The 12,306-nt window shown below is 65.9% G+C and carries 10 protein-coding genes; all 10 read right to left on the bottom strand.

The genetic code is table 11. The features are described 5' to 3' along the window. Positions 1-170: 170 nt before the first annotated feature. Positions 171-440 carry a 30S ribosomal protein S15 gene (rpsO, locus tag ACLFRM_RS07215; RefSeq protein ID WP_410755062.1) on the bottom strand — a complete coding sequence of 90 codons (270 nt, stop codon included), beginning with the start codon at positions 438-440 and terminating at the stop codon, positions 171-173. Between the two features lie 99 nt (positions 441-539). Then, positions 540-1,463, bottom strand: coding sequence for a tRNA pseudouridine(55) synthase TruB (gene truB, locus ACLFRM_RS07220; RefSeq protein ID WP_410755063.1), 924 nt, complete (start codon positions 1,461-1,463; stop codon positions 540-542). Between the two features lie 16 nt (positions 1,464-1,479). Then, positions 1,480-1,890, bottom strand: coding sequence for a 30S ribosome-binding factor RbfA (gene rbfA, locus ACLFRM_RS07225; protein WP_410755064.1), 411 nt, complete (start codon positions 1,888-1,890; stop codon positions 1,480-1,482). Positions 1,891-1,900: 10 nt separating this feature from the next. Continuing rightward, positions 1,901-4,510, bottom strand: coding sequence for a translation initiation factor IF-2 (infB, locus tag ACLFRM_RS07230; protein ID WP_410755065.1), 2,610 nt, complete (start codon positions 4,508-4,510; stop codon positions 1,901-1,903). 92 nt (positions 4,511-4,602) lie between these two features. Beyond that, positions 4,603-6,096 (bottom strand): transcription termination factor NusA, encoded by a 1,494-nt coding sequence (gene nusA, locus ACLFRM_RS07235; protein WP_410755066.1) that lies wholly within the window; start codon positions 6,094-6,096, stop codon positions 4,603-4,605. Positions 6,097-6,114: 18 nt separating this feature from the next. After that, positions 6,115-6,627 carry a ribosome maturation factor RimP gene (gene rimP / locus ACLFRM_RS07240; protein WP_410755067.1) on the bottom strand — a complete coding sequence of 171 codons (513 nt, stop codon included), beginning with the start codon at positions 6,625-6,627 and terminating at the stop codon, positions 6,115-6,117. A 246-nt stretch (positions 6,628-6,873) separates the two neighbouring features. Next, positions 6,874-8,028: a molecular chaperone DnaJ gene (gene dnaJ, locus ACLFRM_RS07245; RefSeq protein WP_410755068.1), complete on the bottom strand. Its 1,155-nt coding sequence runs from the start codon at positions 8,026-8,028 to the stop codon at positions 6,874-6,876. 181 nt (positions 8,029-8,209) lie between these two features. Then, the gene (dnaK, locus tag ACLFRM_RS07250) at positions 8,210-10,132 is read right to left on the bottom strand and encodes a molecular chaperone DnaK (protein WP_410755069.1); all 1,923 of its coding nucleotides are present in this window, start codon (positions 10,130-10,132) and stop codon (positions 8,210-8,212) included. A 175-nt stretch (positions 10,133-10,307) separates the two neighbouring features. Next, positions 10,308-10,871, bottom strand: coding sequence for a nucleotide exchange factor GrpE (grpE, locus tag ACLFRM_RS07255; protein ID WP_410755070.1), 564 nt, complete (start codon positions 10,869-10,871; stop codon positions 10,308-10,310). A gap of 169 nt (positions 10,872-11,040) precedes the next feature. Continuing rightward, complete coding sequence (gene hrcA / locus ACLFRM_RS07260) at positions 11,041-12,090, bottom strand: heat-inducible transcriptional repressor HrcA (protein WP_410755071.1); 1,050 nt, start codon at positions 12,088-12,090, stop codon at positions 11,041-11,043. Positions 12,091-12,306: the final 216 nt, after the last annotated feature.

Consider the following 12,306-nt stretch of genomic DNA (forward strand, 5'->3'; position numbering starts at 1 on the left):
CCGGTCTCCAGGGTGACGGTGTGTTGACCGTACTCGAAGGATTGCTTGCTGACTGCCACGCTTGGCTCCTGACGTATCGAATGTGTTCTTGATGGAACGGGACCAACCAGCGCCCCGAAAACAAAAAACCCGCCGCAATGCGACGGGTTTCAAGTGTAACCGGGAAGCGCTTACTTGCGCAGGCCCAGCTTCTTGATCAGGTCCTGGTAGCGGGTGAGGCTCTTGGACTTGAGGTAGTCGAGCAACTTGCGACGCTGGTTGACCAGCTTGAGCAGGCCACGGCGGGAGTGGTGATCCTGCTTGTGGGTCGCGAAGTGCTCGGTCAGATGCGTGATCCGCTGGGTCAGCAGCGCGACCTGGACTTCCGGGGAACCGGTGTCGTTGGCGTCTTTGCCGAACTCGGCAACGATGTCGGCGGTGGTCTTTTCGTTCAGGGACATGGGAACTCTCCTATCTGCCTGGGTGAAGCTTTGAAAGTCCATCGCGGGTCAGTAACGACCGGTTACCGTCCCGCAATGCGTTCGGGTGCATCGCACCCCTCACAACGCCGCGAACAATCGTCGCGGCGCGGTTCGCCCGTCATCCAGCACTTCCCCCATACCCAGGAAGAGGTCGTCGGGTGCATAGAGTCGAAACCACCCGGTTTGTGGCGCGTTGGGCACAAACACCGGATGACCGTGGCGAATTGGTGTGACGCTGGCCGCATCCAGCACGACGGCCGGATAGGCGCCCAGCGCCGAATCGATCGGGAGGATAACACGATCCAGGGACTCGAGCCCGCCCTCGGCGGCGATCGCCTCCAGGTCCTCCAGCCGATAGGTCGGTTGCTCGTCCATCGACCACGGGCCCAGCCCGATGCGACGCAGCTCGGCGACCACGGCGCCACAGCCGATGGCCTCGCCGATATCCTCGACCAGCGTGCGGATGTAGGCACCCTTGCTCGAGTGCACCCGCAGCGTGAACTCGGTCGCGGTGAGCGACTCGAGCGTGATCTCGTGAAAATCGATCGTGCGCGCCTTGCGCTCGACCGTCCTGCCCTCGCGCGCCAGTTCGTAGAGGCGCTTGCCCTCGTGCTTGAGGGCCGAGTACATCGGCGGCACCTGCTCGACGCGACCGCGAAAACGCGACAGCACCGACTCCATTGCGGCGGCGTCCAGTCTCGGCACCTCGCGGGTCTCGATCACCTCGCCGTCGAGATCACCGCTGTCGGTCCGCGTGCCCAGCCGCCCGGTGACCCGGTAGGTCTTGTCGGCATCCAGCAGCAATCCGGAAATGCGCGTGGCCTGGCCGAAGCAGACCGGCAACAGGCCACTGGCGGCCGGATCGAGACTGCCCGTATGGCCGGCCTTGGCGGCATCGAACAGACGCCGCACGCGTTGCAGCGCCTGGTTCGAACTGAGGCCGAGGGGCTTGTCGAACAGGACGATGCCGTTGATCTCGCGACCGCGACGCTTGCGTGCCATCAGGAGGGCTGTCGGCTCAGCGCTTGTCGGACGAGTCGTCGGACTCGACGTCCTCGTCCGCCTCGCCGTCCTGCTCGCGCACGGCGCGGATCAGGGCATCCATCTGCATGCCCTGCTCGATGGAGTTGTCGAAGATGAAGGTCAGCTGCGGGACGATGCGCAGGCGCATCCGGTGGCCCAGCTCGCCGCGCAGGTAGCCCGCCGCCTCGTTGAGCCACTGCTCGGCGACCGGCTGCTCGCTGGCGTTGAGGACGCTGTAGAAGATGCGCGCGTGCGCCAGGTCGCGGGTGACCTCGCAATCCGTGACCGTCAGCATGGTCAGCGGCGCGTTGGGCCCGCTGTCCACGCCGGAATCCCGAATCAGCTCGGCGATCTCGCGCTTGATCTGGCCGGCCACCCGCTGGTGGCGCTGGAAACCCTGTGCCATTGCGTTCGCCTTACAGGGTCCGCTGGACCTCGACGCGCTCGAAGACCTCGATCTGGTCGCCGACCTTGACGTCGTTGTAGTTCTTCACGCCGATGCCGCACTCCATGCCGGAGCGCACTTCCTGGACATCGTCCTTGAAGCGGCGCAGCGACTCGAGCTCGCCCTCGTAGATCACGACGTTGTCGCGCAGGACGCGGATCGGGTTGTTCCGCTTGACCACGCCCTCGGTGACCATGCAGCCGGCGATCGCGCCGAGCTTCGGCGAGCGGAACACGTCGCGCACCTCGGCGAGACCGACGAACTTCTCCTGGGTCTCGGTCCCCAGCAGACCGGTCATGGCTGCCTTGACGTCGTCGAGCATCTCGTAGATGACCGAGTAGTAGCGGATCTCGACGTCCTGCTCGCCGGCTGTCTTGCGGGCGGCCGCGTCGGCACGGACGTTGAAGCCGATCACGATCGCGCTCGAGGTGGCCGCGAGATTGATGTCCGACTCGTTGATGCCGCCGACACCGCTCATCAGGACATTGACCTTGACGTCGTCGGTGGACAGCTTCTGCAGGCTGTCGCGGATGGCCTCGGCGGAACCCTGAACGTCGGCCTTGACCAGCACGTTGAGCGACTCTACCTCGCCTTCCTTCATCTGCTCGAACAGGTTCTCGAGCTTGGCGGCCTGCTGGGCGGCCAGACGCGAGTCACGCTGCTTGGCCTCGCGGAACTCGGCGATCTCGCGCGCCTTCTTCTCGTCCTCGATCACCACCAGCTCGTCACCGGCCTCCGGGGTGCCGGACAGACCCAGCACCACCACCGGAATGGACGGGCCGGCCGACTTGACCGGCTTGCCGTTCTCGTCGAGCAGGGCGCGCACCCGGCCGTACTCCTTGCCCACGACGACGGTATCGCCCTTCTTGAGCGTGCCGCTCTGGACGAGAACGGTCGCGACCGGGCCGCGGCCCTTCTCCAGCGAGGATTCGACCACCGTGCCGATCGCGTGACCTTCCACCGGGGCCTTGAGCTCCTGGAGCTCGGCCTGCAGCAGGATCGCCTCGAGCAGCTGGTCGATGCCTTCGCCGGTGTGGGCGGAGACGTGCACGAACTGGGTATCGCCGCCCCATTCCTCCGAGATCACCTCCTCCTGGGAGAGCTCGGCGCGGACGCGCTCGGGGTCGGCGCCGTCCTTGTCGATCTTGTTGACGGCAACCACCATCGGCACGTTGCCGGCACGGGCGTGATGAATCGCCTCCTTCGTCTGCGGCATGACGCCGTCATCGGCCGCGACGACCAGCACGACCACGTCGGTCGCGCTCGCCCCACGGGCACGCATGGCGGTGAAGGCCTCGTGGCCCGGAGTATCCAGGAAGGTGACCGTGCCGCGCGGCGTGTCCACGTGGTAGGCACCGACGTGCTGGGTGATACCACCGGCCTCGCCCGCGGTGACCTTGGCGCGACGGATGTAGTCGAGCAGCGAGGTCTTGCCGTGGTCGACGTGGCCCATGACGGTCACCACCGGCGGACGCGGCTTGGCCTCGCCCTGTTCGACCTGCTGAAGCGCCTCGTCCTCGATCGCGGACTCGGACTCGGCGTGCGGCTTGTGGCCCATCTCCTCGACCACGAGGATCGCCGTGTCCTGGTCGAGCACCTGGTTGATGGTGGCCATCACGCCCATGTTGAACAGGGTCTTGACGACGTCGACGCCCTTGACGGCCATGCGCTGGGCCAGCTCCTCGACGGAGATGGATTCGGGCACATTGACGTCGCGGACCACCGGAGCGGTCGGCTTCTCGAAGCTGTGACGGGTGGCGACCGCGGTCTTGGCGGCCGCGCCCTTCTTGCCCTTCTTGCGGCGACGGCCGGCGCCGGCGCCCAGGTGCAGTTCCTCGCGGGCGTTCTCGCGGGCATGACGACCCTTGCCACCATGCTTGCCGCGCTTGGGCTTGCCCTCGTCGGCAGAAACCGGGATACCCGGTGCCTCTTCCGGCATGGCGACGATGCGCAGGCGGGACTTCTTCCTGCCCTCGCCCTCGTCCTTCTCCTCGCCGGATTCCGCTCCGTTCGACGCAGCCTCGCCTTCCTCGGCGGAAGTGGCAGCCTCTTCGGTGGCCGGCGCCTCGACTGTCTGGGGTTCGGGCTCGGCGGCCGGCGCCGGCTCGGCTTCGGCCGGGGTGGTCTTGGCCTCGGTCGGCTCCGCCTCGGCGACGCTCGGCGTTTCCTCGACGGCCGGCGTGGACTCGGCGACCGGCTGCTGCTGCTCGACCGGGGCATGCTCGGTCGGCTGCTCCGCCTGCGGTGTCTCCTCGGTCTGCTCGACCTCGTCACGCGGGACGTAGGTCTTGCGACGGCGGTACTCCACCGCCACGGTCTTGCCGCCGCGGGCCCCGCCGCCGACCTTGATTTCCTGCTGCGAACGACGCTTGAGCGTGATGCGGGAAGACGGCTTCTTCGCCTCTCCCTCGCCCGACGAGCGCGACTTGCGCAGATGGGCCAGCAGCTTCATCTTGTCGTCGTCACTGACACTGGCATCCACGGAAGACGCCGGAACGCCCGCTTCGGCCAGTTGCTCGAGCAGCCGTTCCGGGGTGGCGCCTACCACTTTTGCCAATTCTTTAACCGTGACCTCGGACATTAACGACTCCTGTGGTCCTGAAAACTATTCAAACTTAGAAAATTCGCCCCAGCACTCGCCGGCAGCGGCTGGTCGGACGCTCGCCGACCGATTCAGGCGAACCAGGGTGCGCGTGCGGCCATGATCAGCCGCCCGGCAAGCTCCTCGTCCACGCCTTCGTATTCCGTCAACTCATCAATGGAAAGTTCGGCAACGTCTTCCGAATCCTTGATGTTGTTCTCGCGCAGGTTGGCGGCCAGTTCGGCCGTCATCCCGTCGAGTTCCTCGAGGGCGAGCGCCTCGCCGGACGACTCGGTCTCTTCCTCGGCCTCGCCACCACCCGAGATGGCCATGGTCAGCAGCGCGTCGCGAGCACGGTTGCGCAGCTCTTCCACGATGCCCTCGTCGAAGCCCTCGACCTCGAGCAGTTCCTCGGTGGGCACGTAGGCGATTTCCTCGATGGTAGTGAAACCGGCCTCGACCAGCACCTCGCCCACTTCCTGGTCGACGTCGAGCGCCTCCATGAACTGTTCGACGATACGGCGGGTCTCGGTCTCGCCCTTCTCGATCGCCTGCTCTTCGCTCATGACATTGATCTGCCAGCGGGTGAGCTGGCTGGCCAGACGCACGTTCTGGCCGCCGCGACCGATCGCCTTGGAGAGATTCTCTTCGCTGACCGCCACGTCCATGCTTCCGGCGTCCTCGTCGACCACGATCGAGACCACCTCGGCCGGCGACATCGCGTTGATGACGAACTGGGCCGGGTTCTCGTCCCAGACGATGATATCAATCCGCTCACCCGAGAGCTCGTTGGTCACCGACTGGACGCGCGAGCCGCGCATGCCGACACAGGTGCCGACCGGGTCGATGCGCGGGTCGTTGGAGAGCACCGCGATCTTGGCGCGCAGACCCGGGTCGCGGGCGGCGTTGACGATCTCGATCAACCCCTGGGAGATCTCGGGCACCTCGAGCTTGAACAGCTCGATCAGAAATTCCGGCGCGGTGCGCGAGACGAAGATCTGCGGGCCGCGCGGCTCGTGGCGCACGTCGGTGACGTAGCCGCGCAGGCGATCGCCCGGACGGACGGCCTCGCGGCCGATCATCTCGTCGCGCGGGATCATCGCCTCGGCGTTGCCGCCCAGATCCAGGATGACGTTGCCACGATCGATGCGCTTGACGAGCCCCATGATCAGGGTGCCCTTGCGATCGATGTAGGCGTCCACCACCTGGCGTCGCTCGGCCTCGCGCACCTTCTGCACGATCACCTGCTTGGCCGCCTGCGCGGCGATCCGGCCGAACTCGGCCGACTCGATCTCTTCCTCGATGTAGTCGCCGACCTGAACGTCGGGGTCGTCCATCTGGGCAGCCTCGAGAATCATCTCGCGCTCGGGGTGCTCGGAGGTCTCGCCCTCGACCACCAGCCAGCGACGGAACGTGCGGTAGCTACCGTCCTCGCGATCGATCTCGACGCGCGTCTCGATATCACCGCCGTGGCGCTTGCGCGCCGCCTGGGCAAGCGCGGCCTCGATCGCCTCGAAGATCACGTCACGCTCGACGCCTTTCTCGTTGGAAACCGAATCGACGACAAAAAGGATTTCTTTGTTCATGTTGCTAGCCAGATCGCTCTATTTCCGCGCCGTGCGCCGCTTCTTGCGCTTGTTACGGCCACGCTTGCTGTTGTCGGCAAACTCGTAGACCAGGTGGGCCTTCTCGACCTCCTCGAAACGGAAGACCAGTTCGCCCATCTCGTCGACGAGGACGGTGATGTCCTCGCCATCGACGCCCTGAATGACGCCCTCGAACTTCTTCTGCTTCGCCACCGGCTTGTACAGACGGAGACGCACGCGGTGCCCGACGAACCGGGCGAAATCCTCGGTACGAAACATCGGCCGCTCGACGCCCGGCGAGGAAACCTCGAGCCGGTAGGCACCCGGAAACGGGTCTTCGACGTCAAGCACGCCGGCCAGGGCATGGCTCACATCGGCGCAATGATCCAGCGTCATGCCGTCGGGGTGGTCGATGTACACGCGCAGCAGCCCGGCCGGGCCGCCGCGAAACTCGCCGCCGACCCACTCGAAACCGAGGTCCTCGACCACCGGTTTGAGCATGTCCTCGATCGCCGCCGGGATTCTCTGCACGTCTGCCTGCACCCTCTGCTGGTTATGCGCCCAGCCCCTTCGCCAGACCGGGAGCCGGGAAAATAAAAAAGCCCCATATGGGGCCCGGCATCACTCTTAAAGCCAATGTTCGCGGGAACCGGAATATAAAGACAACTCCCGGCAAAGTCAATGCGGAACCGGGGCCGTCCGTCGGTCGACGACACCCGGCCGATCCCGGCCCACCGCGCCGGAAAGGGGTCGGGCAGATGCCACCCGTGGCGGCACTCAGTCGCCGCGCAGGTCGTCGAAGAAACGCTTGACCGAATCGAGGAACGAATGCTGCCGCGGGCGGTGTTTCTTGGCCACGCCATCCCCCTCGCCACTGCCCAGCGAGCGCTCGAAGGCCTCGAGCAGCTCGCGCTGCTCGTCGTTGAGCTTGACCGGCGTCTCGACGTGCACGGTCACCAGGAGATCGCCCTGGGTACCGCCGCGCACCGGGCGCACGCCCTTGCCGCGCAGGCGGAACACCTTGCCGGTCTGCGTCTCGGCCGGAATCTTGAGGCTCACCTTGCCGTCGAGCGTCGGCACCTCGATCTCGCCACCGAGCGCGGCGGTGGTGAAGCTGATCGGCATGTCGCACAGCAGGTCGGCATCGTCGCGCCGGAACAGCGGATGCGGCTTGATGTCGATCAGGATGTAGAGATCGCCCGGCGGGCCGCCCTTCTCGCCCGGCGCGCCCTCGCCCGAATGACGGATACGGTCGCCGGTATCGACCCCGGCCGGAATCTTGACCGACAGGGTCTTCTGCGTCTCGACGCGACCGGTGCCGCCGCAATCCGTGCAGGGGTCCTCGATCTTCCGCCCCTCGCCGCCACAGTCCGGGCAGGGTTGCTGGATCGAGAAGAAGCCCTGCTGGATGCGCACCACGCCCTGGCCGCCGCAGGTCGAGCAGGTGGTCTTGCCGGTGCCCGGCTTGGCCCCGCTGCCGTCGCAGGTCGCGCAGGGCTCGGTGGTCGGGATGCGGATCTCGACCGTGGTTCCGCGCACGGCCTCCTCGAGCGAGAGCTTGAGGTTGTACTGCAGGTCGGCCCCGCGCGAGGCGCCGCCCCGGGCGCGTCCGCCACCGAAGATATCGCCGAAGACATCGCCGAAGATGTCGGCGAACCCGGCCCCGCCGCCGAAGCCGCCACCACCGAAGCCCCCGGCACCCTGACCGTCGACCCCGGCATGGCCGAACTGGTCGTAGGCCGAACGCTTCTGCGGGTCGGAGAGCACCTCGTAGGCCTCCTTGGCCTCCTTGAACAGGGTCTCGGCCTGCTCGTCGCCCGGGTTGCGGTCCGGGTGGTGCTTCATCGCGAGACGGCGATAGGCCTTCTTCAGTTCGTCGGCCGAGGCATTCTTGCTGACCCCCAGCACCTCGTAGTAGTCACGTTTTGCCATGGTCGATCTCTGCGGCTGGTTCGGATCGGGCCTCGCGGGCGCACGCCCCCGGGCCGGAATAATGTTGAACGGGCCCCGTTGCCGGCCGGCCCGTCCTTGGAATACGGGTGCCACGCCGGGGCGTGACACAAAAAATCACCCGCCCGATGGGGCGGATGACTTTGTGGTTCGAGAAAACGACTTACTTCTTGTCGTCGTCCTTCACTTCCTCGAACTCGGCGTCGACGACGTCGTCGTCCTGCCTGGCCTGTTCGCCACCGGCGGCCTGTTCGCCGCCGGCCTGACCCGACGCCTGGGCCTTCTGCATGACCGTGGCGGAGGCCTCGGACAGGGCCTGCACCTTGGCATCGATGGCCGCCTTGTCGTCGCCCTTCATGGCTTCGCGCAGCTCGGCGATCGCATCCTCGACCGGCTTCTTGTCCTCGTCGGTCAGGGCGTCGCCCGCCTCCGAGAGCGTCTTCTCGATGGTGTGGATCATGCCGTCGCCCTGATTACGCGCTTCGACAAGTTCCTTCTGCTTCTTGTCTTCCTCGGCGTGGGCCTCGGCGTCCTGCACCATGCGCTCGACTTCCTCCTCGGACAGGCCTGAACTGGCCTTGATCTCGATCTTCTGCTCCCGGCCGGTGCCCTTGTCCTTGGCCGAGACGTGCAGGATGCCGTTGGCGTCGATGTCGAAGGTGACCTCGATCTGCGGCACGCCGCGCGGCGCCGGCGGGATCTCGGTGAGATCGAAGCGACCCAGCGACTTGTTGCCGCTGGCCATCTCGCGCTCGCCCTGCAGCACGTGCACGGTCACCGCGGTCTGGTTGTCCTCGGCGGTCGAGAAGGTCTGGCTCGCCTTGGTCGGGATGGTGGTGTTCTTCTCGATCAGCTTGGTCATCACGCCACCCATGGTCTCGATGCCGAGCGAGAGCGGGGTGACGTCGAGCAGCAGCACGTCGGAGACCCCGCCGGAGAGCACGCCACCCTGGATCGCCGCGCCGATGGCCACGGCCTCGTCCGGATTGACGTCCTTGCGCGGGTCCTTGCCGAAGAACTCGGCGACCGTGTCGCGCACCTTCGGCATGCGGGTCTGACCGCCGACCAGGATCACGTCGTCGATGTCGGAGGCCGACACGCCGGCATCCTTGAGCGCCATCTTGCAGGGCTCGATGGTGCGCTTGATCAGCTCGTCGACCAGGGACTCGAGCTTGGCCCGCGTGATCTTGATGTTCATGTGCTTCGGACCGCTCTGATCCGCCGTGATGTACGGCAGGTTCACGTCGGTCTGCTCGGTCGAGGACAGCTCGATCTTTGCCTTCTCGGCGGCCTCCTTCAGACGCTGCATGGCGAGCGCGTCGTTGGAGAGATCGACGCCCTGCTCGTTCTTGAACTCGGCGACGAGGTGGTCGATCAGGCGGTTGTCGAAGTCCTCGCCACCCAGGAAGGTGTCACCGTTCGTGGACATGACCTCGAACTGCTTCTCGCCGTCGATGTCGGCCACCTCGATGATGGAGACGTCGAAGGTGCCGCCACCGAGATCGTAGACCGCGATCTTGCGGTCACCGCCCTCTTTCTTGTCCATGCCGTAGGCCAGCGCCGCGGCGGTCGGCTCGTTGATGATCCGCTTGACCTCGAGGCCGGCGATCTTCCCGGCATCCTTGGTGGCCTGACGCTGGGAATCGTTGAAGTAGGCCGGCACGGTAATGACCGCCTCGGTGACTTCCTCGCCCAGGTACGCCTCGACGTCCTTCTTGATCTTCATCAGCACGCGCGCGGACACTTCCGGCGGGGCCATCTTCTTGCCGTTGGCCTCGACCCAGGCATCGCCGTTGTCGGCCTTGACGATCTTGTAGGGCATCAGCTTGATGTCCTTCTGCACGGCGTCTTCCTCGAAGCGCCGGCCGATCAGCCGCTTGACCGCGTACAGGGTGTTTTCCGGGTTGGTGACCGCCTGCCGCTTGGCCGGCTGGCCCACCAGGATCTCGCCGTCGTTGGTGTAGGCGACCACCGACGGGGTGGTGCGCGCACCCTCGGCGTTCTCGATCACCTTGCCGGACTTGCCGTCCATGATGGCGACGCAGGAGTTGGTGGTCCCCAGGTCGATACCGATTACCTTGCCCATAAGATCGTGTCTCCAGAGTTCTGTGTTGAATGCGAAATTCGGTTGGCGCGAGCCGCTGCGTTCTCGGGCAGCGGCGCCGCTCTTGTGCTTGGACGTGCGGGCGGGCCGTGATTTTTCAAGTCTTCCCGGTGCAGTCCCGGGACCAGTCCACGACATTCGCCCGTGAAAGCGGCCCTTACTTGGGCTTCGAGACGACCACCATCGCCGGGCGGACGACGCGGTCCTTCAAGAGGTAACCCTTCTGCATCACGTCGACCACGTGGTCGGGTTCGCCCTGGTGCGGCTGCAGGCTGATGGCCTGGTGGTGCTCCGGATTGAAACGCTCGCCGATCGGGTGAACCGCCTTGACACCGAACTTCTCCAGCGTCTGGATCAGCATCTTGAGGGTCATCTCGTCACCCTCCCTGATCTTCTCCAGCGTGGCGTTCTCCTTCTCGGCCGCCTCGATGCCCAGCTCGAGCGAATCGACGACCGGCAACAGCCCCTCGACGAAACGCTCCAGGGCGAACTTGCGCGCCGACTCGATGTCACGCTCGGCACGATGGCGCAGGTTCTGCATCTCGGCGGCCAGGCGCAGGAGCTCCTCCTCCTTCTCGGCGAGCTTCGCCCGCAGTTCCTCGACCTCGCTGGCCTCCCCGCCCTGGGCGGGTCGCTCGACCTGACCCTCGGCGGCCTGTTCCGGGTCCTGCTCGTTCATGCCCTGGCTCATGTCGTCTTGATCGACCGGCTTGTCCGTCATCGAAGCTCTCCTGCAAAGCGGATGGAAATGATTGATCACGCCGCCGCCCGGCCAGGGCAGACAATGCCCCGGCGACGGCTCGCGTCGATGCCCCGACTCTTGGGGCATCCACGTTCTTTTCAAGGGGAAAGGGGGACGAGCGCGGGAACGGGGGATCGACCGAACCGCGTTACTGCCGAGACAACGCACTCGAGAGCAGCCGCGAGGTGACGTCGACGATCGAGATCACGCGGTCGTAGGGCATGCGCTTGGGGCCGATCACGCCCAGCACGCCGACGACCTCGTCATCGATGCCGTAGGAGGCCCCCACCACCCCGCATTCATCGAAGGTCGGCGAGCCGGACTCGCGGCCGATGAAGATCTTCACGCCCTGGGCGCGCTCGCACCGATCGAGCAGCGAGACCAGCTCGCGTTTCTCGGCGAAGGCGTTGAACAGTCGTCGCATACGATCGACGTCGCCCAGCTCGTCGATGCCCATCAGGTTGACCTGTCCGGCCACGGCGACCCCGGCCTCGTCCTCGACCGCCTCGACGGCCGACTCGGCCAGGGTGATCGCCTCGGAGAGATTGCCCTCGATCTGCTCGCGCGTACTCTTGAGCTCAGCCACCAGCGTCTCGCGCAGCGCCTGGATGGACTGCCCGTTGAGCCGCTCGTTGAGGAAATTGGCGAACCGGGTCAGCTCGTCCTGACTGTATGGCTTGTCCGGATGAATGATCCGGTTCTGCACCCCGCCGTCGTTGGTGACCAGCACCATCAGCACCCGACCGGGCGACAGCGAGACGAAATCGATCTGGCGGAACAGCGCGCGGGCCCGCGACGGGATAGTGACCACACCGGCGAACTGCGTCAGACTGGAGAGCAGGTTGGAGGCCGTATCCGCGAGGTGCTGGGGGTCATCCTCGGCCGCCTCGCGCAGAATCCGCTCCAGACGACGGGCATCCACCGGCGCCCTGCCCGGCGAGATCAGAAGGGAGTCGACGAACAGGCGATAGGCCAGTTCGGTGGGCACCCGCCCGGACGAGGTATGCGGCGCACGCACCAACCCGAGATCCTCGAGATCCGCCATCACGTTACGCACCGTCGCAGGGCTCAGGTTGAGGTCGGACATGCGCGCGAGGGCGCGCGACCCCACAGGCGCGCCCTCGTCGGTGTACCGATCGATCAGTACCCGTAGCAGGGTCTGGGCCCGCTCGGGAAGTTCGCTCCAGGCGTCGGTCATACGCGGACTTGGAACCTCTGGTTGTTGCGGTCGACCGGAGTGGCCGACGGTAAATTAGCACTCGCACGATGAGAGCGCCAAGCCCGTCGTGGTTCAGCCGGATTCAAGCGCCGTCCCCTTCGGGAACCACTGCATAGGTGCCATGCCACCCTGGCGTGGCGAGTCGTTCGTGATCAAGGCGCTTCAGCGTATGACATCCGTGCAAAGGTTCCTTTG

This window comes from Guyparkeria sp. (genome assembly GCF_046540515.1).
Classification (GTDB): Bacteria; Pseudomonadota; Gammaproteobacteria; order Halothiobacillales; family Halothiobacillaceae; genus Guyparkeria.